Here is a 22562-nt window from a genome sequence, read left to right as displayed (position 1 = left end):
TTAACGTAGTAATTAGAAACTACCACGAATACCTACTGAGATATTACGTCCTGGCAATGGCGCATCATTTTTCAAGAATGATGAATGTACCCGCGCTTCTTCATTAGTAATATTATTGGCCTTAATAAACAAGGTGGTATCAGCGCCTGCTGTTGGCAAATAATAATTAAAGTTCGCATCTAACATGTTATAGCCATCGGTATTGGTTTCATATGCCGCGGTATTATCTTGGTCAAAATAACGAGAATAAGACAGCTCTGCTGAATAATCGTTAGCCTGATAATTTAGCTGAGCGCCAAAGCGTAATGGTGGTATACGAGGTAAATTCCCCCCGTCAGCAAGCTTAGCGCGCGTGTAATCAGAAAATACCGTGGCTTTTAACGGCGATGAAATCTGGTACACAAACTCAGCTTCTACGCCATATAAATTCACATCATCTTGGCGATAAACAAATATAGGTAATCCTTCACCATGACCATGCTCTTCATCAAGTGCCGCTTCCTCTTCATGGTCATGTACCGCATCACTTAAATAACCAGTATCTTGCTGGTAGTAAAAGTCATTTACGTGGTTATAGAAAGCACTCACAATAAAACCAAAATCCCCTTCAAACTTACGCCAAGTTAGATCTAGATTATAGGAAGTTTCCAAGGCAACATCTTGATCGCCAATTTCGATATGCAGCTCATCGCCTTCTTGATGAAGTTCGTATAACGCACCTAACTCAAACGTATTGGTGCCAATATGCGGGCCATTAGAAAACAACTCAGCTGAAGACGGTGCACGTTGTGAAAACGACGCTGAAATGCCTAGGTTGTAGCCTTTAGCATAATCCCACACTAAGCCTAACGAAGCGCTGACTGGGGTAAATGATTGCTTTGTTAATTCAGCATCTTCGTGATCTTCTGCTAATTCATGGTCATGTAAATCAACCATGTTCGGGGTTAATTCAACGTGTTCTACACGTACGCCAGTTTGTAGTAGCCAGTCACCGAAATGTTTTTCTTCTAGCCAGCCCAGTGCAATAGATGCAGTTTCTGATGGTGGCGTAAATGCTTCTTCACCTAAGGCTTCAAAATCACTGTGTTTGTAGTGCAATGTCCACGCACCATTCCAACCATTCCACTCCTGATGATATAAATCAACGCGCGCTTCTAAGCTGTCATTTTTAAAGGTAGTACCAACAGCGCCATCCTCAATTTCTTGGTGTTGATAATCTGTATAAGCAAACTTAGTTGCTAAACGGCTTAAAAACTGATCTTCAAAATTCAAATCACTGATCATTTGGTAGCGATTTTGTTTTAGCCTTGCATAAACTTGATGCTCGTCTTCTTCCTCGCCAGCAAGCGCTTCATCTTCATGTTCATGTTCTTCATCATGAGCACCGTGGCCTGGTACACCGTATTCACGATCTAAACGGCCATAAGAAAAGCCAATATAACCGTTATCCAGCAAGTAGCTTGTGCCTAGCGTATAACCAGAAGATTTCGCAGCACTATTAGCAATTTTACCTTTTTCGCCTTCATGTTCTTCGTGATCGTGGTCATCTTCTTCGTGCTCTTCTTCAGTTTCAAGGCTAGCGTATCCTGGAATACGCGTATCATTGGACTCTCGCCAAAAACCATCTAAATGTAAGGCAAACTGACCGCTGCCGGTATTTAACGCAAATGAGCCTTCATTTTCATCTGACACCGAATTGTGCTGCGCCTGATAATCAAAGGTCGTATCACTGTAGGTTGGCACACGGTTATCCACCACATTCACTACACCGCCAATTGCACCGCTGCCGTAAAATAGTGTTGCTGGACCACGAAGTACTTCAATTTGTGTTGCCGTTGTCGTTTCACTTGAAACCACATGATCACCACCAACACGTGAGGCATCACCAACATCTAAACCATTTTGGCTAATTAATACCCGAGGACCGTCTAAACCACGAATAATTGGGCTACTAGATACAGGCCCATAATAAGTTGAGTGAACACCTACTTCATTTTTTAGTGTTTCACCTAAAGTTGAGGCTTGTTTCATTCGTAAATCATCAGCAGATAATACATTTACCGGCTGAGCAGATTCTATTGTCGACGAATGCAAGGGTGTGGCGTGTACATCAATAATCTCCATAACCGATGAGGTTAAGGTGACCGTCAGACCGCTAAGGTCTTGCTCGGTAATGGTAATTTTTTGATTGTAATGATTAAACTTATCAGCACTAACATGTAATTCTGCAATGCCTTTATTGACATTATTGATGACAAACCGACCTTGGCTGTCAGTCTTCACATGAGTTTTTTCTTTATCAATATGCACTTCAGCATTCACAATTGGTAAACCAAGTGCATCGACTACTTGACCAGAAATGTTTTGTGCAAAAACAGTTGTTGAAGAACTAGCAGCGATCGCTAACGCTATCATGCCTTTTTTAAATTTCATGAATAAACCTTTAATAAATAACACTAACTAATAAACGCGGTTAAAGCGTCAAAATTTTTGTTGGCTAAAAGCCTGGTAAGTCAATGATTTGTAAAGGTGGGGCTCGTAGCAATGGGCGAATATATTCATTGCTAACAACAAGTGCTTCAAACGAGGTAAGTCTTGGTAACCAACCACTTTGAACAACAATAGCAACGCAGGCGTCAATATCATCTAGCTTATCTAGGGTGCCATGACACAGATGACACTCTATAAAGGTGTCTGCTTGAGATATTATTTCACTATGAGAGCTATGTGCATAAAGCGCAAAAAGCCATGCAGCGATTAAAATAGCGCTACACTTTTTAAAAAAACGACTTTTCACTGCTAAGTTGATATTCATAACCTAGTGATAATATAACACTAATAGTTTGGGTTCAACGCTGAAAGTATGACACTTTGTTGACTGCTTATTTATCAAACAATGAGTTTACGTTAGGCTAGCAATTTGAATACAGTCAATAACAATAAGAACTAAAGCAGGTAACCTATGAATTTCTACCCACTATATATTCCGTTAGCCGGCATGATGGTCTTAACCATGCTGGTGTGGTGTTATATGTACTTTACTCGACTGCGTTATGTATTAGCTAAAAACATTAATGCCGAACGATTAAAAACCCCAGGCAAAGTTTCTGAGCTTTTACCTGATGCCATTAACGCTCCTTCAAATAATTTAAAAAATTTATTTGAAATGCCAGTGCTGTTTTACATTACCATCATTGTTGCCAGCCAAATTCCCGATCACTCTATTGTCAGTAACCTAGCGGCATGGAGCTTTTTATTTTTTCGGGTATTACACTCAGCTATTCATTGTTTAAATGGTAAAGTCATGGCGCGCTTTATTTGTTATATGCTTGCCACTATTGCGCTGTTTGTATTGATAATTAATGTCTTTAGTCATTTGTTTAGCGCTTAATTGTTAATGCATAGTTATTCACGACTTAATTCATTAGCAAAAATTACCAGCAAAAAATAAGCCCATACTTTTTAAGAAAAATATGGGCTTAGATCACACGCGAGCAAGTTTTAGCGACAAATAATTAAAGTTCAAAAAACTCAGTAAATACTTTATATAATTCAGTGCCTTGGTTCACACTGGCTGAGGCAAAATGCAAAATAGGGATCACTTCCTTATCAAGGCTAATATAATGTAGTGCATCGCCATCCCCGTAATGATCCATACGAAGGATACGTGCTAGCGGCTTACCAGCAGGTAACGGCTTACCAAACTCAGCAAGGTAATCGACCATACCGCCCATTGGCGAATAAAACGCTTTGTAATGTTTTAAATAGCAGGCATAGCGTGTCATGCTATCTGGTTGATAACTATCGCCGGCAATTACCCCTTTATATTGCAGATAACAAAGTATGCTTTGAGCATCAACTAAAGCTACATCAAGATCAATTTGCTCTTGCGATCCCAACTCGACCGTAAAGCTTTCTTTATCAAAATTTACTGTACGACCTTTTTCAGCAAACGCTTCAGTTAACGACCACCAAGGGCAAAACGTAGCTTCATCAAGCGCGCCATCAAAGACATTAGGGATCAATAACGTATGCTCAATATTGAAATAACTGGCGCTGGCTTTGGCATATTCTGGGCAGTACAAGTGCTTACTGGAAATTGGCCCAGTGTGAAGATCTAAAACAAAATCGGCTTGATGGGCTAATTTTTGCAATTGATAGGCAATGCGCTGACCGGTAGTTAAGCCATAAATATTATGTTCAAGCTGTTGGGTGATATCGTTAAGTAATGCTTGTTTAAATACAGAAGCTATTTCGGCTTCACTGGCATCTAAATAATCATTCACTATGGTTGATACCAATGCCGGATTATTGTGATACATCCGGTTCCAATTAACGCCGGTGATCGGGTCAAAACGACCAAGGGTGTATTCACCATTTTTATGATTACAGCCAACAGGGTTAGCGTAAGGCACTAAGGTAATATCACCCAAAATTTTTAGCTGCCTTAATTGCTCAAGCAACTGGTAAATAACCGCATTGCCTTGTACTTCTGCGCCATGCATATTCGCTTGAATATAAACACTAGGCGCATCACTTTCCCCTTTAAATCGGTAAACTGGCACAGTTAACTTAGCACCACTGGCCATTTCGCCAACATGCATCACTTCTTTGGTTAATTGATAATCTGCCATATTCATAACATCTAAATCCTAAACTACCTTAAATACCAAGTGGCGGGCTCAGCCGCACGAACTTGGGTTAACTGCCCCTGACTAAACACATATTCAGCGGCAATTTCATGACATAAGAAAAACGGCATACTTTCGGTAAAACCATAAGCGCCGGCATAGCTAAAAATTAGCTCGTCACCAATATCAATATCTGCTGGCAACGGCATTACACCAAGGCAGTCCATACTCGTGCATAAAGGCCCATGCAGATAAAAGCTTTCACTGTTAGCACTAGATGCGCGCAATAAAGCTGCTGGAAATGGCTGGTCGGTAATGGCAGGTCTTAGCAAGTGGTTGATGCCTGCCGATAACACTAGCTGCTGCTCGCCAAAATTAGACTTTTTATCAACTACTTTCGTCAAATAGTAACCGCATTCAGCAACCGCGTAGCGCCCTAATTCTAACCACAATTCAGCAACATTAGCTTGTGCTTTGATTTTGGCTAAATCTGCCATGGCTTGTTGCCAATTTATCCCTTGACCGCTGCCAAGATAATCAACGCCAAGGCCGCCACCTAAGTCGAGAATTTGTAATTCAAAGCCAACTTGTTCAGCTAGTGCAGTTAATGGCGGCACCATTTGCAACCATAAGTCATACATCTTCTCATTACTGAGCATATTGCCCCATTGGAAAATATGTAAGCCACAAAGATTAATCGACGGATAATCGTACGCCTGAACATTTGCCCATTCCTCTACACCTAAGCCAAATGGCGTTAAGCTATTGCCGCCTAATGGGTTTTTTTCACCAACTGGCCAGCGTAATTGCACGCGAAGCAATGCATCAGGACGCTTGTTTTGTTCAAAACTTGCCTCAGCTAACCATTTAAGTTGATTAATACTTTCCAGCACGAAGGTATTCACACCATTTTGCAAAAACTCACTAATTTGCGCTTTTGATTTTGCCGGACCAGTATTAAGGATGCGTTCTGCACTAATGCCCTGATTTAATACTTGAGTTAATTCCCCTTTGCTTGCCACATCAAAATTCACACCTTGTTCGGCAATGGTTGAAATGACTTTAGATAAAGGATTTGCTTTTACTGCAAACCACAACTTCACCACATCTTGTTGCTGCAGCGTTGCAATGTGTTGCTGTAATCTGTCCAAGTCATAAACAAAATAGCCTTGTTCGTTTGCATCATTTGGCGCACTTGAATGTGCCAATAATGCTTGATGTAACTGCTTAGAAGGGGAATAAAAAGCCATTAGCGTAATACCGACTCAAGTTCTAGTGATGCGTTACTTTGCTCATCACGATATTTAACAATTAACGCACAAGCCATATTAAGCCCTTGCTCACGCCCCCAGTCAGAATCGACTGGGCGAGTACCAGGAATGACCACGGCATATTCAGGGATAGGCTCGCCTTTTTCTAAACGGCGATTATTCACTAAATCAAATACCGGCACTGACGCAGATAATGAAACACCCGGTGCTAATACTGCGCCTTTTTTGATGACAATACCTTCAACTACAACAACACCTGCACCTAAAAAGGCATCATCTTCAATAATTACCGGGCTGGCACCCACTGGCTCTAAGACACCACCAATTTGTACCGCAGCCGATAAATGAACGTTTTCACCAATTTGCGCACACGAACCAACCAAGGCATGGCTATCAACCATAGTACCTTTACCAACATAAGCGCCTACATTAATGTATGCCGGAGGCATGATAATGACGCCAGCAGAAACATAAGCCCCCGCCCGCACTGACGAACCCCCCGGAACCAGACGAACACCATCATCACGAGTGAATTGACGCGCAGGTAAGTTATGCTTATCAACAAAACCTTGGTATGCACCGGTAAATTCAGTATTTTCACCGGCTTTAAATGCCGCCAAAATCGCTTGTTTTGCATCAACATTTGCTAACCAATTGCCATTTTCATCTTGCGTTGCTGCTCTTACTTCGCCAGTTTCTAACTGCTGTAACGTTTCTTGCCAGTTCATTGTATTACCTTTTTTCTATAAATTTGTTCAATTTGAAAGTTTGTATGTGCCTGCCAAATTGCAGGCAAAGTCGATTTAAGCGCGTCGCTTCTTTGAATCACCATTCGAGCCCGATACTTCCGACCAATACCATGCTTGGATATCATCATTGGCTTTAATTAATGCCTGCTTACTGGTTAACTCAAAATGCGTTAATGGCGGCAATAATGCGGGGGTGTCGATATCGCCATTTTCATGCATCAAAACTTTGACAGGAATTGGATTGGCAACGACAAATAATGCTGATATAGCGTGTTGCCACACAGGATAATGCGATGGCGTCTTTGATGATAAGCATTGGCGTGCATAACGTTGCGTTTGCTCAGGCCAGGCATTTGCTGCAACGGAAACTAAGCCTTTGGCACCTGCAGTTGCAAGCTTAGGCATTAATGCATCTTCGCCACTATAAACAGCAAGTTCGCTACATACTGTGTGATACGCCATAAATTGGCCAATATCACCGCTGGCTTCTTTTAGTGCCCAGCAATGTTGATGATGTTGAAGTTTAGCCAGCACCTCAGCAGAGAGCTGAACACCACTGCGTGACGGTACGTTATAAAGCATACAAGGCTTAGTGCTGGCATTAAGTAATGCAGTAAACCACTGCTCTTGCCCGACCGGCCCCGGTTTAGCGTAAAGCGGTGCACCGAGTAGATAAGCGTCTACCGCCAATTGATTACAGATTTCTATCCACTTAATTTGCTCACTTAATTGGTAACCAGCAACCCCGACCATAATCGGCACATTAAGCTTTAGCGCAGTTACATGTTGAACAATAGCTAATTGTTGCTCTTTGCTTAAGGCAAGTGCTTCGCCGGTACTGCCTAAGAGCAATAAAGCGTTGCCTGCTGCAGCCTGTTGACGAGCAATACGAACCAGACTGGCAAAGTCGATTCCACCACTTTCGGTAAATGGCGTAACCAGTGCAGTCCACAATGGATAATCTGATAAATTATAAGAAGATTCTGGATTCATTTCTCTCGAACTCACTTCGTTCGGAGAACTTATAGGCATTTGTCGAGCGGCCAGCGAATCTGGCACTCGAACAAAGGCCAGAAGCTCTCCACCTAATTAGGGTGACAGTTGTCAGGATTCAGCCTGAGCAACCGATAAACACATTGATCAAATTGGTGTTTATCTCGGCGCTAATCCCCCTCATTAATGATCACTGGAGTTTGATCTCCTCCCATTAACTACCTGGTTAACGCTCCTCTTCTGGCCCTTTTCAGCTAAATGACCCAGCAAGTTTGCTGTAGCATCACTTAGCAGGAATAAGGACGGGCGGTATTACATCGAATAATTGCTCTAAAGTCAATATATCTATCTGCAATCATCGCTATACCTAAAATATAGAATCAAGTAAACTAGCGCATTATCCGCCTTAATACATGTAATTCGCTTTCTCTCTTTATTGGCAACATAAACTGGCAACATAAACTGGCTACATAAAATTAGAAACATCAATCGGAAAACCAATGTCACTAAGCAACCTTTCCCAAGTTTTAACTCGCAACCTTGATCTGCTTAACTGCCAGCATGCGGTGTTAATTAATTTTCCGGTTGATGGTTTATATCACGAATGGCTAGCAGCTCACCCAAAAGCGCAATTACATTATTTCACAAATAACCAACAAGCTTTCGAGCATTTACAACAAGTAAAACACTCGGCAATTTCCTCAAGCTTTGGCAGTTACTTTAACCAAGCGCTTACTATTGATTTGGCGGTAATTGCATTTCCGAAAAGCAAAGCCGAACTCGCGTATTCGCTGGCGATGATTGCACCTTTTATGCAAGCGAATGCTCGGGTCATTTTTGTTGGGGAAAATAAAGGTGGTATCAAATCAGCGGCTAAACTAAGCCAGCAATACCTTGAGCATTGCGAGAAAATAGACTCTGCTCGCCATTGCAGCCTGTATGAAGGTAGCTTTATCGATGATGAATATCAATTCAATATAAATGATTGGTATCACACCTACCCACTATCCATTGCCGATACCAGTATCAATATAGCTGCGCTGCCGGGTGTATTTAGCCAACAAGGCTTAGATAAAGGCACAAAAGTCCTATTAGAAAATTTACCGACCAGCTATCAGGGAGCTGTACTGGATTTTGGCTGTGGTGCAGGTGTAATTAGCGCATACATTGCTAAAAAATTTCCAGACAGCCAGCTAGCTGCGTTAGATGTTAGCGCACTGGCGGTAGCTTCAACCCAACAAACTTTTGCCTTAAATCATATTGACGGTCAGGTTTTTACTTCTGATGGCTTAGCTCATGCTACCCAAAAATATGACCATATAATTTCCAACCCACCTTTTCACCAAGGTACCAAAACACACTATGCTGACACGGAAAAATTTTTGGCTGAATGTAAACACTTTCTGAAGACCAAAGGGCAGCTAACTATCGTCGCTAATAGCTTTTTGAAATACCAACCTATTCTAGATAAACATTTCAATTACAAGTTATGCCACACGCAAAATGGCTTTAATGTTTACCATTGTTTGAAAAAGTAATGATAAATGTAGCTTTTTTATTGAATTCTTTTTCATATTACATAATGATTGATTAAGTACTACAAGATGGAAATATAGTGTAGAAATGAGTGCTACCCAGCAGGTCACAACCCTCAGTAAAAAATACCAGCTCGCCATAGCAAGCCTTATCACATTGGTTTTCACCTGCGCTTATATCATTATTTCTAGCCAAATTTTCACCTATATTGAGTCTGAGCTAAAACACGATATCAAAGATAGAGCGCTACTTGTCGCTAAGCGTGCCACTAACTATATTACTGATGGCAATTTCAATGACTTCAAATCAGTATTAGAACAACTTAGCAGTCTCCCTAGATTTAACTATGTTCATGTTTATCACTTCGACGGCGACAATCTCGATTTTTTCAGTAGCTATAACAAGCAAGGCTTCCCGGCTATTCCTGATAAACGCGCAGTGATTGAAAACTATCAAGAGCCAAGAATTAGCAACAATATCATCGAGTATATCCACCCAATTATCTTAGATAACAATTTATTAGGTTATACCTATTTGCAATTGGACATAGATGGCTACTATCAGTTAAAAAACAATACCTTAATAATGGCGCTTAGTAGTTATCTAATATTTATTATTTTAGGTTACCTAACCGCGCGTTTTCTGCATAAATCGTTATTGCGACCGCTCAATAAAATCATCTTAATGGCTCGTGAAATATCGCATAAACGAGATTACACCCAACGCTTTGCCTCATTAAACACGCTGGAATTTGAAGTGTTAGCGAAAAACCTCAATATCATGTTAAACCGCACTGAAAAATATATTGAAAAACAAGGCAATGCTGAGCAAGAAATTCTAAAGCTAAACCAAGAGCTTGAAAGCAAGGTAAATCAGCGCACCGAAGCATTAAAAGAATCAAACCAAGAGCTGCTCTCGACATTAGAAAAGTTACATCAATTCCAAGGTCAGTTAGTAGAAAATGAAAAAATGGCTTCTTTAGGTGACATGGTCGCCGGTGTCGCACATGAAGTTAATACGCCAATCGGCCTTGGTGTTACTGCTTCAACCTTACTAGAAGATAGATTAAATGAAATAAAACTAGCCTTTGAAGACAAAACGTTACGCTCAAGCCAGCTCAAGCGCTTTCTTTCTGAAGGCCAAGAGAACGTCAGCATTATCCACCGTAATTTAGTGCGAGCAGCAGATCTGATTTCAAGCTTTAAAAAAGTAGCGGTTGATCAGTCTACAGAAGAAGATAGAGCATTTTATGTCAATGAGTTACTCGATGAAGTATTAATTACATTAGCGCCACAGTTGAAGTTAAAAACCATTCATATGGATATTAGCTGCCCTGAGCATTTACACGTTATCAGTAAACCTGGGCCAATTAATCAAATTTTAATTAATTTGATTGTAAACTCGATTATTCATGGTTTTGAAAATCGCCAAGAAGGTGTCATAACTATTAGTGTGATTTCCTTGAGCGGCCAGCTTCATTTAAATTATCAGGACAATGGTAAAGGGGTTGAAAAGTCCCTTAAGAATAAAATATTTGATCCTTTCATCACGACTAAGCGTGGAGAAGGTGGTAGCGGTCTTGGTTTACACTTAGTTTACAACTTGGTGACCCAAGCCTTAGGTGGACATATCCAGTTTACTAGCGAGCTTGATCAAGGTGTTCAATTTGAAATAAATTTTCCCGTAATAATGGAAGAAGGTCCAGAACAGAGTTTAGTTGAGCAAGAAAGTTGATGATTAATTGACGTAAAATCAGCGGCTTTTGAAGTAGGGCTCAAAACTTGCAGGGCTATTAACATTGTTAACAATCCAGTTAACAGTTAATATAAAGAGATATTTAATATAGACAAACGTACGTAAATGACTACAAAGGCGCTAGTCACAACGAAATAACGGATTGATAATGCAAAAAGCCCATATATTGATAGTTGAAGACGAAGATGTAACTCGCTTCAATTTACGTAACCTATTCGAAGCAGAAGGTTACGAGGTATCTGAAGCTATCGACGGTGATAGTATGGAACAGTGCTTAAGTAATAGTGCTGTTAATCTAGTCATTATGGATATTAATTTACCAGGTAAAAATGGTTTATTACTCGCTAGGGAACTAACGAATAACCGCGATATGGGGTTAATATTTTTAACTGGTAGAGATAGCGACATTGATAAAATTCTTGGTTTAGAAATTGGTGCAGATGATTACCTGACCAAGCCATTTAACCCAAGAGAGTTAACCATCCGTGCGCGTAATATTTTAAGTCGTATTAGTGTCAGTAAAACTGAACCTGATACTTCAGTGATTAAATTTAACGGTTGGTCACTAGATGCTAACTCAAGAAAAATGACATCACCTGAAGGAAATATCATTCCTATTCCACGTGGTGAGTTTCGTGCCCTTAAATTATTAATTGAAAATACCGGCCAGATAGTCACACGCCATCAATTAATTAAGGAAATGACTGGTAGAGAGTTACGAGAAAACGATCGTACTGTTGACGTTACTATCCGCAGACTACGTAAACATTTTGAATCAGATGCTAATACCCCAGAGCTAATTAACACCATCCATGGTGAAGGTTATCGCTTCGTTGGTACGGTTGAGTAGTAAATTAATTTATTAAGACTGACCTAACCACTGACGAAAGCTATCAATTGCTTGGTCATTAAGTAATCTTAAGCGGGCTAAATGCTCGCTTTTTTGTTGGCCGCTTTCTTCTGAGCGCTCAATTGCAACTAAGTGTTTATGTACGGATAACAAGCCAACACTGCCAGCAGCACCCTTCATTTTGTGGCAGCGCTCATGCCAAAGCTGCTGAGAGCCCTGGTCTAGAGCATCATCAATATCATTTAAATAAATAATTGATTGCTGCTGATACAATTCAAGCATCTGCATGACTACATCCGCCCCTAAGTTTTCCAAGTAACCTTGCAGCAATGTCGTATCTATCAAGTGATTATCTGTCATGTATTCGCCTAAATTATTGTTATTTCAACGCTAAGCCTAGCCTAAACACTTACTTTTTCAATGTAAATTAGAAATCACAAAATACTCAGTTAGCCATTTGGTAAATCAGCCCGTAACCACTGACAAATATTGCTTTTAGGTGGATTTTCGTTCAGAATAGCCGCCCTTTTTAGCCTGTGTCGTGCTGACTAAAGATCAAAGTAGTCATTAACCAGCTAAAACATTAATATTTTAACGTTATCGTATTACTTAAGTAGCGACTGATATAGCTAATTTTAGCGTAGTAGCAAAGAATTTCGCGGAGCACAAATGCCAACATCGATGCCAGATATTGCCAATCACACCACAGCACAGACTGAGGGTAAGTTAGATTGGGTGGGGATGAGCAATATAGAAATGCCTATTATGGTATCTGCTAAAGATCAGCCTGAAAAAATGGTATCTGCACATATCGATGCATTTGTGAATCTAAAAGAGCCAGAAGCGAAGGGCATTCATATGTCTCGCCTTTACTTACTTTTAGACGACTTATCAAATAATCAATCACTAGATTATGCGAATTTAGCCAACTTGCTCGATAGCTTTATTTCATCTCATCAAGAACTTAGCGACCATGCCAAGGTTCAGTTTAAATTTGATTATCATTTAAGACGCAAGTCATTGATCAGTGGTAAGCAAGGTTGGAAAGCTTACCCGATAACACTAACTGGCGAGCTAACCAATGGCGAACTTAATGTAGAGTTAGCTCTTGAAGTCAGATATTCATCAACCTGTCCATGTTCGGCAGCACTAGCTAGACAATTAATTCAGCGTGAATTTTTAAACAAGTTTAACGATAGTGCTTCAATTGATAAAAATGTGATGCACGAATGGTTAGGTACTACTGAAGGCATAGTTGCAACACCGCACAGTCAGCGTTCAATCGCTCAAGTTAAAGTAAAATTAGACAACACAATTAACACCTTCCCTATTGAAGAGCTGGTTAATACGTTAGAAGATACGTTACAAACACCGGTGCAGGCGGCGGTCAAACGTGAAGACGAGCAAGAATTTGCACGATTAAATGGCCAAAACTTGATGTTTTGTGAAGATGCTGCCAGAAAACTACAACATGCCTTGAATCAAACCAGCGCATTCAAAGACTTCTGGTTAAAAGTGAATCACTTAGAATCACTGCATGCTCATGATGCAGTAAGTATTACCACTAAAGGAATTGCTGGTGGCTATCAGCCATAAGTAAGAAACTTAGATTCCGAATTAAAGCCCGTTTATACGGGCTTTTTTGTTTTTTAATTACATCAATAACACTGAATAATATCATTATTAATAAAACAGCCTTTTTACAAAACTAAAACTTTCAGTTTTGTAGATGTTTTGTAATTTTATTTCATAAAATATTTTTTGTTAATGCAACTTGCGCCAAAACTGACCATCTACTCAACTTTTGACCTCGCAACTTACCACTTTAGTGCATCTATTTATAAAAAAGCAGGCTTTTATGTAAATTAATTACGAGCAAATACTCTATAAATGTTGACGTAATAAAAATTTGTGTTTAGTGTTAATGGTTCGCCTCTTGGCGATCTCGGGTATATTTATTCAAATTTTCTACGTTTTTATGCGAACCCGACGCTTTATATCTGCGAATTACAATACTGTGGAGAACAACAATGCAGCTATATGATCCTAACACGCAAAAAGATAATTGTGGTTTTGGTTTAATTGCGCACCAAAAAGGTGAAGCGAGTCATAAATTAATTAAAACTGCCATTAGTGCGCTTGATCGTATGCAACATCGCGGCGGTATTGCTGCTGACGGAAAAACTGGCGACGGTTGTGGTTTGTTATTGCAAAAACCTGACACTTTTTTCCGCTCAATTGCCGAAGAAAATGGTTGGCAGCTAGGCCGCAAGTACGGCGTTGGTATGATTTTCCTCAACCCCGATCCCGTTATAGCTGCAGAAGCAAAAAAAATCTTTGAAGAAGAGCTTTCTAAAGAAACGTTAACTATTGTTGGTTGGCGTGTTGTTCCTACTGATAAAACAATTTTAGGCCCAATTGCCGCCAGTAATTTACCGGCAATTGAACAAATATTTGTTGATGCCCCTCCAGGTTGGCGAAATCGTGATCTAGAGCGTCGCTTATATATGGCACGTCGCCGTGCTGAAAAACGCATTACTGATGAACGTTTCTATGTTGCCAGTCTTTCTTGCTTAGTCACCATCTATAAAGGCTTAATGATGCCGGTAGATCTGCCTAACTTTTATTTAGATTTGGCTGATATCCGCATGCAATCGGCAATATGTGTATTCCATCAACGTTTCTCAACCAATACCTCGCCACAATGGCATTTGGCACAGCCGTTTAGATATTTAGCTCACAACGGTGAAATCAACACTATTAAAGGTAACCGTCAATGGGCGCGGGCACGTACATACCGTTTTCAATCACCACTATTACCTGATTTACAAGATGCTGCACCATTTGTAAACGAAAGTGGCTCTGATTCATCTTCACTCGATAATATGCTGGAACTATTCCTAGCAGGTGGCATGGATTTATACCGTGCTATGCGCTTACTTGTGCCGCCAGCATGGCAAAATAACCCAATGCTAGATGATGATTTAAAAGCGTTTTATGAATTTAACTCTATGCATATGGAGCCTTGGGATGGCCCAGCGGGCATAGTAATGACCAATGGTCGCCATGTTGCATGTAACTTAGATCGCAATGGTTTGCGCCCTGCCCGTTATGTTATTACCCGTAACGGCTTCATTACCTTAGCTTCTGAAGTAGGCATCTGGGATTATGGCGAAGATGAAGTGCTAGAAAAAGGTCGTGTAGGTCCGGGTGAAATGCTGGCTATTGATACTTATACTGGCACCATATTTAACTCGCACGATATCGATAATGAACTGAAAGTTCGCCATCCATATCGCGACTGGCTAAACAAAAACATTCGCCGTTTAGTGCCTTTTTCTGAGCTCGAGGCGAATTTAATAGGTTCTCGAGTATTTAACGACTCTGAAATGTCGCAATACCACAAACTGTTTAATTACAGCTATGAAGAAATTCATCAAGTAGTTAAAGTGCTTGCGGAAAATGGCCAAGAAGCAACTGGGTCAATGGGTGATGATACGCCAATGGCCGTACTTTCTAGCCAGCCTCGTACCTTATACGATTATTTCCGTCAGCAATTTGCTCAGGTAACAAACCCGCCAATTGACCCGTTACGCGAACGCTATGTAATGTCTTTGGCGACTTGTATTGGCCGCGAGCATAACGTGTTTAACGAAACTACCGGCCATGCTGATCGCATTATTTTTGAAACGCCAGTATTAATGTACACCGGCTTAAAGCAACTACGTGAGTTGGATCAAGAGCATTACCGCTCTGATACCTTAACGCTAAATTATGATCCTGATGAAGGTTTAGAAGCGGCAATTAATCGCCTTTGCCTAGAAGCTGAAGACTTAATTCGTAATAAGAATACGGTTATTTTAGTGTTATCTGATCGCCAAATTTACCCTGGCTTATTACCTATTCCGGCGGCAATGGCAGTGGGTGCTGTTCAACAGCATTTAGTTAAACAACAGCTACGTTGTGATTCGAATATTATTGTTGAAACCGCATCAGTGCGTGATTCACATCAGTTTGCCGTGCTATTAGGGCTTGGTGCTACAGCAATTTATCCGTTCTTAGCGTTTGAAACCGTTGAGCAAATGGTTGATAAAGGCCAAATTAATTTACCAGCGCGTGAAGCAATTATTAACTACCGTAACGGTATCAATAAAGGCTTGTTAAAAATCCTCTCTAAAATGGGTATTTCAACTATCGCTAGTTATCGCTGTGCCGGCTTATTTGAAGCAATAGGTTTAAGCAGCAAGATAATGGATACTTGTTTCCCTGATATCCCTAGCCGCATTGAAGGTGCGTGTTTTACTGATATTGAACAGGATAATATTAACCTTGCTCGTCGCGCATTTTTACCACATCAAAAAATGAGCCACGGCGGCTTATTAAAATATGTCCACGGTGGTGAATATCACGCCTTTAACCCAAATGTTGTAAGTTACCTACAACATGCCGTTAAAACCGGCGAATATAGCGATTATCGCAAATATGCTGACGAAGTGAATAACCGCCCAGTAGCAACACTTCGCGACTTAATTGGCTTAAAAGAAGACACCCAACCAATTGATATCAGCAAAGTTGAGGCAGATAGCGACTTATTTACCCGCTTCGATAGTGCCGCCATGTCAATTGGTGCACTAAGCCCGGAAGCCCATGAAGCACTAGCCATTGCTATGAACCGTTTAGGCGGCTTTTCAAACTCAGGTGAAGGTGGTGAAGACGAGCGTCGTTTTGGCACAGTTAAAAACTCTCGCATTAAGCAAATTGCTTCGGGGCGATTCGGTGTTACTCCGCACTATTTAGTTAATGCTGATGTGCTGCAAATTAAAGTAGCACAAGGGGCAAAACCGGGTGAAGGTGGGCAATTACCAGGTGATAAAGTTACGCCGTTAATCGCCAAATTACGCTTCTCAGTGCCGGGGGTAACCTTAATTTCACCGCCGCCACATCATGATATTTATTCAATTGAAGATTTAGCCCAGCTAATTTTCGATTTAAAACAGGTTAATCCAAAGGCGGTTATCTCGGTTAAATTAGTATCAGGCCCTGGCGTAGGCACTATTGCCTCAGGTGTTGCTAAAGCGTATGCCGATTTTATTACCATTTCTGGTTACGACGGCGGTACCGGTGCTAGTCCATTAACGTCAGTAAAATATGCAGGTTGCCCTTGGGAGCTTGGCCTAGCAGAAGCACATCAATCGTTAGTCGATAATGGCCTTCGTCACAAAGTAAGATTACAAGTTGATGGTGGCTTAAAAACTGGTCTAGATATTGTTAAAGCCGCAATTTTAGGTGCCGAAAGCTTTGGTTTTGGTACTGCCCCTATGGTGACATTAGGCTGTAAATTCCTACGAATTTGTCATTTAAATAACTGTGCAACGGGTGTTGCAACGCAAGATGAAAAACTGCGTGAAGAGTTCTTTAAAGGTTTGCCAGAACAAGTAATGAACTACTTCAAGTTTATCGCACAAGATGTGCGCGAAATTTTGGCAAAATTAGGCGTGGAAAGTTTAACCGCTATTATTGGCCGCACAGATTTATTAGTTCCACTAAAAGGTATTAGCGCCAAGCAACAAAAACTTGATTTATCACCGATTATTGCTCCTGTGATTGCCGGTAAACATACCGCATTACATCAAACGGAAGCCAATACGCCGTTTGATGAAGGTAAGCTAAATCAACAATTAGTGGCAGCAGCTAGTGATGCTGTTGCTCATAGTACTGGCGGTGAATATAGATTTAATATCAATAACACTGATCGCTCTGTAGGCGCTGCACTTTCAGGTGAAATTGCTAAACAACACGGCGACCAAGGCATGGCGGCTAACCCGGTTAAAATTCACTTAACAGGTACCGCCGGCCAAAGCTTTGGTGTGTGGAATGCTGGCGGTTTGGAAATGACATTAACTGGTGATGCCAATGACTATGTTGGTAAAGGTATGACTGGCGGTAAGTTAACCATCAAACCACCAAAAGGTGTTGAATACTTAAGCCATGAAACCATGATCATGGGTAACACTTGTTTATATGGTGCAACGGGCGGTCGTTTATATGGCTGTGGTCGAGCTGGTGAGCGTTTCGCAGTTCGTAACTCGGGCGCTCATGCAGTTATTGAAGGTACGGGTGATCACACCTGTGAATACATGACTGGTGGTATCGTTACTGTTTTAGGCCAAGTCGGCTTAAACTTTGGCGCAGGTATGACCGGTGGCTTTGCTTATGTGTTAGATGAAGCTGACGATTTAGCGATTCGCTTAAATAATGAGTCTATCGAAATGTTAGCAATAGAAGATCTTGTTATTCATCAAGAACACTTACGTGGCATTATTAACGAGCACTTCGAGCAAACTGGTAGTCTGCGCGCGCAAGCAATTTTAAAAGAATTTGACGATTTCGCGCCGAAATTTAAATTAATAAAACCTAAAGCAACGGACGTTAATGCCTTACTTGGTCATCAAACCCGTTCTTCAGCTGAACTTCGTGTTCAAGCACAATAATCAGGTAGATTTACGATTATGAGCAAAAATGTTTATCAATTTATCGACGTTAAACGCATTGATCCGCCAAAGAAAGCGATAGAAGAGCGTAAAATTGACTTTGTTGAGATATATCACCCATTAAGTAGCGACCAAAGTAAAGGGCAAGCTGATCGTTGTTTAGACTGTGGTAATCCGTATTGCGAATGGAAGTGTCCGGTACACAACTATATTCCCCAGTGGTTAGAACTGGTAACCGAAGGCAAAATTTTTGAAGCGGCTGATCTTTGTCATCAAACCAACAGCTTGCCAGAAATGTGTGGCCGCGTTTGCCCACAAGATCGCTTGTGTGAGTCGGCTTGTACACTAAATGACGAATTTGGTGCCGTGACAATCGGTAATATTGAAAAATTCATCACCGACACTGCATTTGAACAAGGCTGGACGCCAGATTTATCACAAGTCATTAAAACCGGTAAAAAAGTTGCGATTGTTGGTGCTGGCCCAGCTGGTTTGGCTTGTGCTGATGTGTTAACTCGAAACGGCGTAGATTGTGTGGTGTTTGATAAGCACGCCGAAATTGGCGGTTTATTAACTTTCGGTATTCCTTCATTTAAGTTAGAAAAAGAAGTTATCGCGCGCCGTAGAAAAATCTTTGAAGGTATGGGTATTGAATTCCGTTTAAATACTCATGTCGGTCAAGACATTGCTTTTGACAGCTTGTGCAATGACTATGACGCCGTATTCTTGGGTTTAGGCACTTATACCGATATGACCGGTGGTTTTGACAATGAGCAAGCCAGTGGCGTATTTAATGCCTTAGATTTCTTAATTGGCAATACACAGCACATCATGGGTCTTACGGAAAACACTAAGCCGTATGTTAACTTTAAAGGTAAGCGCGTAGTGGTTTTAGGTGGTGGTGATACCGCAATGGACTGTGTACGGACATCGATTCGCCAAGGTGCTACTGAAGTAACTTGTGCTTACCGCCGTGATGAAGCCAATATGCCAGGCTCACCTCGCGAAGTACAAAACGCTAAAGAAGAAGGCGTTAACTTTGCGTTTAATATTCAGCCACTAGACATCGCTGTAAATGAGCAAGGTCAAGCGGTTGGCGTTAAGTTTGTAAAAACTCAATTAGGTGCGCCAGATGCCAACGGCAGAAGAAGCCCTGAGCCAATTGCAGGTTCAGAGTTTATTATGCCAGCTGATGCGGTAGTAATTGCCTTTGGTTTCTTACCTAGCCCACCACAGTGGATGAAAGATGCTGGCGTAGAAATTGACGCGAAAGGTCGCGTACTTGCTAAAGACTCAAGCCAATATGCCCTACAAACCTCAGCGCAAAATATTTTTGCCGGTGGTGATATGGTACTAGGCTCAGACTTAGTAGTTACAGCCATCGACCAAGGCCGCAAAGCAGCTTTAGGTATTATGGATTACTTGTATAGTGAGCAAGTAATCGCAGTTTAAACTAGGTTTCATTAGCTTTGAGCAAGGATTATCACTAAATAAATTTAATAAAATGAATAGGCTACCAACTAGGTAGCCTTTTTTATGTCAGATTATTGATAAAAATTCGTTAGATAAATGTAAACAAACAAAACTGGTGATATAATAACCAACTTCCTCTGGTTTAAATTAGTGGGTGGTTACTGTGCAACCAGTAAAAAACCCTAAAATAACTGCAACTTTGCTGCTCTTTTTCTTTCTAGGGCTAGTGGTTATTGCGGTCTTTATTGCCCTTCAAAAAATTCAAACATCCACTAAAGAGCAAATTAAAGAAAACCTGCAAACCTTATTGCTTACTGTACAAGAAGCTCATCATGTCTTGGTTGATCAACGACGCTTTGCCTTAGAAAGTATCACTGAAAATGCGCAAGTTATTGGATTAACTAAAGCGTTATTGCAAGACTATCAAACGCAAAAGCCACTAAAAGAAAGCGAAGCATTACTTAGATTCAGGCAATTTATTGCTCCAATATTAGAAAACTTTCGCGATCAGGGCTTTTTTATTATCGCACCAGATAATGTCAGTATTGGCTCAATGCGCGATATTAATTTAGGAACAATTAATTTAATTGCTGAACAAAAACCTGAATTATTAGCCCAGGTTTTTAAAGGTCAACCTGTGTTTATTCCGCCCATTCGCAGTGATGTCACTGTCAACACCGCAACATTAAACCGTATCAATACTAACGCTACTATGTTCATCGTTTCGCCAATATTTGATGAACAACAACAAGTTATTGCAGCAATGGCTTTGCGCATTAACCCCATGACTTATTTTTCAACGGTGACTGAGCTTGGCCGCTTTGGCGAAACAGGTGAAACCTATGCCTTTGATGAACACGGTATGTTACTTACCGAAAGTCGATTTGTTGCTCAACTGCGAAAAATGAACATTTTAAAGCATTCAGAAACCAGTAAATTTAACATCTATATTAAAGACCCGGGCGTTGATCTGACCAAAAATTTCAAGCCAAACCAAGATTATGACCAGCTACCATTGACCTTAATGGCACAACAAGCCACGCAAGGAATTAACGGCTTAAATGTTGAAGGTTACCGTGACTATCGTGGTGTAAAAGTAATGGGAGCGTGGATTTGGAACAGCAACTATCAATTTGGCATTGCCACTGAAATTGACGTAGAAGAAGCGTTAAAACCCTATATAGAAACCCGCAACACCATCATATTAGTTGTATTGGTAACCGCATTACTTGCCATATTTATGTTGAAGCTGCTGTTTAATATGCAGCGTATTCATCAACTTCAAATAATGCAAACCAATGCGGAATTAGAAGAACGCGTACGCAATAGAACCTTAGAGCTTGAACAAGCAACTGCCGCGCTTGGGCAACTAAATAATGAATTATCCTTGCTTGCGATTACTGATGAACTCACTGGCCTGTATAATCGTAGACATTTTGATGAAATGCTTGAGTTTGAATGGCAACGTTGCAAGCGAGACAAAAAGACCATCGCCGTTTTACTACTCGATATCGACTATTTTAAACAATATAACGACTTTTACGGCCACCAAGCTGGTGATATGTGCTTAAAAAAAGTTGGCAATATGTTCAATAAAATCAGTATTGCTAAACGACCTGGCGATATTATTGCTAGGTATGGTGGCGAAGAAATTGTCGTGATATTAAGCGACACTACTGCTGAATATTGTCAAAAAACTGCCAATGATATATGCCAAAGTATTCGCGATTTAGCCATTCCTCATGAGAAGTCTATGGTACGGCAATGTAAAGTTGTCACCGGCAGTATCGGTTTTGCTATTACCGATGACTTAACCACCATGCGAGCTCATCAACTGGTACTGCAAGCCGATAAAGCGCTTTACAGCGCTAAACATTCTGGCCGCAATAGAGCATTCCAGTATTTTGATGATGGTACCGATAATGTCACCAACATTAGTGATCACCGCCCTACTTAACCTCAGGTAAGAATAGGGTAAGTTTTATTTTATATGGCTTAACACTACTGCTTATACAACCTGAGTTACTTAACTCATTTTTCTGATCACAGAGTCTGGCGCAACTCTTAAAAACCAATGCAATATAGCCCATGGATAACTCGGTACAAAGGCATTCGCTCGCTCTTTTTCAATGGCTTTAACCATCGCATTACAACCGGTTTCAGTATCAACGATAAACGGCACCTTTTTAACTTTTTCATTAATCTCACTGCGAATAAACCCGGGATGCAAGCAGGTCACCTTAATTGGGGTATTCAACACATCTAAACGGATACCTTCAGAAAGGCTAGTTAACGCTGCTTTGGTTGCCGCATAAACCGTCATTGCTCGTCTAAAGCCACGAACAGCACTGATTGATGAAATCGTTACTAAATGGCCAGCATTTTGCGCACGAAAAATTTCCATAGCCGCCTCACATTGCGCAATGGCTGCAACAAAATTAGTTTCGGCGGTTTGTTTGTTTGCATAAAAGTAACCCGTACCAATTGAAGCGCCTTTGCCCATACCAGCATTAACAATGATTCTATCCAATTGACTAAGTTCTGCTTTAAATTCCTTAAATACATTAAACACTTGCTCATGCTCATTGACATCAAGCTCTTTAATAACAACCTTAATATCAGGATTTATCGTTAATAGTTCTGCTTTTAATGCTTCCAAGCGATCGACACGGCGTGCACAAAGTGCAAGATTACGTCCCTTTTGAGCGAATGCTTTTGCCATGCCTTCGCCAAGCCCTGAGCTGGCACCGGTAATTAGAATGTTTTGTCTGATCATATTAATGCTCTTAGTTATTTTTATTTGCGCTAAATAG

At 40.7% G+C, this 22562-nt stretch carries 16 protein-coding genes and 1 riboswitch; of the genes, 8 read left to right on the top strand and 8 right to left on the bottom strand.

The genetic code is table 11. The annotated features are described in order from the left end of the window. Positions 1-12 precede the first annotated feature (12 nt). Together ACOB82_RS04810 and ACOB82_RS04805 are read right to left on the bottom strand one after the other, a co-directional pair. A complete protein-coding gene (locus ACOB82_RS04810; RefSeq protein WP_448211803.1) occupies positions 13-2433 on the bottom strand; it encodes a TonB-dependent receptor in 2421 nt (806 codons plus the stop codon). Between the two features lie 64 nt (positions 2434-2497). Beyond that, positions 2498-2815 carry a hypothetical protein gene (locus ACOB82_RS04805; protein ID WP_448211802.1) on the bottom strand — a complete coding sequence of 106 codons (318 nt, stop codon included), beginning with the start codon at positions 2813-2815 and terminating at the stop codon, positions 2498-2500. Between the two features lie 147 nt (positions 2816-2962). Between ACOB82_RS04805 and ACOB82_RS04800 the strand changes: the two genes are divergently transcribed. Next, positions 2963-3391, top strand: coding sequence for an MAPEG family protein (locus ACOB82_RS04800; protein ID WP_448211801.1), 429 nt, complete (start codon positions 2963-2965; stop codon positions 3389-3391). A 124-nt stretch (positions 3392-3515) separates the two neighbouring features. Here ACOB82_RS04800 and ACOB82_RS04795 read toward each other — a convergent pair whose 3' ends face one another. From ACOB82_RS04795 to dapA, 4 genes are all read right to left on the bottom strand, one after another. Continuing rightward, entirely contained in the window at positions 3516-4634 is a 1119-nt protein-coding gene (locus tag ACOB82_RS04795) for a succinylglutamate desuccinylase/aspartoacylase family protein (RefSeq protein WP_448211931.1), read from the bottom strand. A 23-nt stretch (positions 4635-4657) separates the two neighbouring features. Next, a complete protein-coding gene (locus ACOB82_RS04790; RefSeq protein ID WP_448211800.1) occupies positions 4658-5881 on the bottom strand; it encodes a PLP-dependent decarboxylase in 1224 nt (407 codons plus the stop codon). Further along, positions 5881-6630, bottom strand: coding sequence for a 2,3,4,5-tetrahydropyridine-2,6-dicarboxylate N-succinyltransferase (locus ACOB82_RS04785; protein WP_448211799.1), 750 nt, complete (start codon positions 6628-6630; stop codon positions 5881-5883). Before ACOB82_RS04785 ends, ACOB82_RS04790 begins: the two co-directional genes overlap by 1 nt. A gap of 75 nt (positions 6631-6705) precedes the next feature. Continuing rightward, positions 6706-7644 (bottom strand): 4-hydroxy-tetrahydrodipicolinate synthase, encoded by a 939-nt coding sequence (gene dapA, locus ACOB82_RS04780; RefSeq protein WP_448211798.1) that lies wholly within the window; start codon positions 7642-7644, stop codon positions 6706-6708. A gap of 73 nt (positions 7645-7717) precedes the next feature. Continuing rightward, positions 7718-7892, bottom strand: a riboswitch (Lysine riboswitch). Between the two features lie 252 nt (positions 7893-8144). On the opposite strand from dapA, the gene ACOB82_RS04775 reads away from it, so the two are divergent. From ACOB82_RS04775 to arcA, 3 genes are all read left to right on the top strand, one after another. Next, positions 8145-9182, top strand: coding sequence for a methyltransferase (locus tag ACOB82_RS04775; RefSeq protein WP_448211797.1), 1038 nt, complete (start codon positions 8145-8147; stop codon positions 9180-9182). 85 nt (positions 9183-9267) lie between these two features. After that, entirely contained in the window at positions 9268-10914 is a 1647-nt protein-coding gene (locus ACOB82_RS04770; RefSeq protein ID WP_448211796.1) for a sensor histidine kinase, read from the top strand. 169 nt (positions 10915-11083) lie between these two features. Further along, the gene (gene arcA, locus ACOB82_RS04765; RefSeq protein WP_448211795.1) at positions 11084-11785 is read left to right on the top strand and encodes a two-component system response regulator ArcA; all 702 of its coding nucleotides are present in this window, start codon (positions 11084-11086) and stop codon (positions 11783-11785) included. Positions 11786-11797: 12 nt separating this feature from the next. Here arcA and ACOB82_RS04760 read toward each other — a convergent pair whose 3' ends face one another. Next, the gene (locus ACOB82_RS04760; RefSeq protein WP_448211794.1) at positions 11798-12145 is read right to left on the bottom strand and encodes an Hpt domain-containing protein; all 348 of its coding nucleotides are present in this window, start codon (positions 12143-12145) and stop codon (positions 11798-11800) included. Between the two features lie 309 nt (positions 12146-12454). On the opposite strand from ACOB82_RS04760, the gene folE2 reads away from it, so the two are divergent. The 4 genes from folE2 to ACOB82_RS04740 all read left to right on the top strand — a co-directional run bounded on the left by folE2 (position 12455) and on the right by ACOB82_RS04740 (position 21706). Then, on the top strand, positions 12455-13381 hold the full coding sequence (folE2, locus tag ACOB82_RS04755) for a GTP cyclohydrolase FolE2 (RefSeq protein WP_448211793.1): 927 nt from the start codon (positions 12455-12457) through the stop codon (positions 13379-13381). 434 nt (positions 13382-13815) lie between these two features. Next, positions 13816-18276, top strand: a complete 4461-nt coding sequence (gene gltB / locus ACOB82_RS04750) for a glutamate synthase large subunit (protein ID WP_448211792.1) — start codon at positions 13816-13818, stop codon at positions 18274-18276. 18 nt (positions 18277-18294) lie between these two features. Beyond that, the gene (locus ACOB82_RS04745) at positions 18295-19728 is read left to right on the top strand and encodes an FAD-dependent oxidoreductase (protein ID WP_448211791.1); all 1434 of its coding nucleotides are present in this window, start codon (positions 18295-18297) and stop codon (positions 19726-19728) included. Between the two features lie 184 nt (positions 19729-19912). Beyond that, entirely contained in the window at positions 19913-21706 is a 1794-nt protein-coding gene (locus ACOB82_RS04740) for a sensor domain-containing diguanylate cyclase (RefSeq protein ID WP_448211790.1), read from the top strand. A gap of 69 nt (positions 21707-21775) precedes the next feature. Here ACOB82_RS04740 and ACOB82_RS04735 read toward each other — a convergent pair whose 3' ends face one another. Then, positions 21776-22525, bottom strand: a complete 750-nt coding sequence (locus tag ACOB82_RS04735) for an SDR family oxidoreductase (RefSeq protein ID WP_448211789.1) — start codon at positions 22523-22525, stop codon at positions 21776-21778. Between the last annotated feature and the right edge of the window lie 37 nt (positions 22526-22562).

The sequence above is a fragment of the Colwellia sp. MEBiC06753 genome (assembly GCF_053470325.1).
The sequence above is the reverse complement of the archived record's forward strand: the minus strand, read 5'-3'. Positions and strand labels throughout refer to the sequence as shown.

Bases quoted from the DNA above. Each gene is read 5' to 3' on its own strand.
- ACOB82_RS04760 (WP_448211794.1), bottom strand. From the start codon at position 12,145: ATGACAGATAATCACTTGATAGATACGACATTGCTGCAAGGTTACTTG.
- ACOB82_RS04800 (WP_448211801.1), top strand. From the start codon at position 2,963: ATGAATTTCTACCCACTATATATTCCGTTAGCCGGCATGATGGTCTTA.
- ACOB82_RS04810 (WP_448211803.1), bottom strand. From the start codon at position 2,433: ATGAAATTTAAAAAAGGCATGATAGCGTTAGCGATCGCTGCTAGTTCT.
- gltB (WP_448211792.1), top strand. From the start codon at position 13,816: ATGCAGCTATATGATCCTAACACGCAAAAAGATAATTGTGGTTTTGGT.
- ACOB82_RS04745 (WP_448211791.1), top strand. From the start codon at position 18,295: ATGAGCAAAAATGTTTATCAATTTATCGACGTTAAACGCATTGATCCG.
- ACOB82_RS04795 (WP_448211931.1), bottom strand. From the start codon at position 4,634: ATGGCAGATTATCAATTAACCAAAGAAGTGATGCATGTTGGCGAAATG.
- ACOB82_RS04805 (WP_448211802.1), bottom strand. From the start codon at position 2,815: ATGAATATCAACTTAGCAGTGAAAAGTCGTTTTTTTAAAAAGTGTAGC.
- ACOB82_RS04735 (WP_448211789.1), bottom strand. From the start codon at position 22,525: ATGATCAGACAAAACATTCTAATTACCGGTGCCAGCTCAGGGCTTGGC.
- ACOB82_RS04790 (WP_448211800.1), bottom strand. From the start codon at position 5,881: ATGGCTTTTTATTCCCCTTCTAAGCAGTTACATCAAGCATTATTGGCA.
- arcA (WP_448211795.1), top strand. From the start codon at position 11,084: ATGCAAAAAGCCCATATATTGATAGTTGAAGACGAAGATGTAACTCGC.
- ACOB82_RS04770 (WP_448211796.1), top strand. From the start codon at position 9,268: ATGAGTGCTACCCAGCAGGTCACAACCCTCAGTAAAAAATACCAGCTC.
- dapA (WP_448211798.1), bottom strand. From the start codon at position 7,644: ATGAATCCAGAATCTTCTTATAATTTATCAGATTATCCATTGTGGACT.
- ACOB82_RS04785 (WP_448211799.1), bottom strand. From the start codon at position 6,630: ATGAACTGGCAAGAAACGTTACAGCAGTTAGAAACTGGCGAAGTAAGA.
- folE2 (WP_448211793.1), top strand. From the start codon at position 12,455: ATGCCAACATCGATGCCAGATATTGCCAATCACACCACAGCACAGACT.
- ACOB82_RS04775 (WP_448211797.1), top strand. From the start codon at position 8,145: ATGTCACTAAGCAACCTTTCCCAAGTTTTAACTCGCAACCTTGATCTG.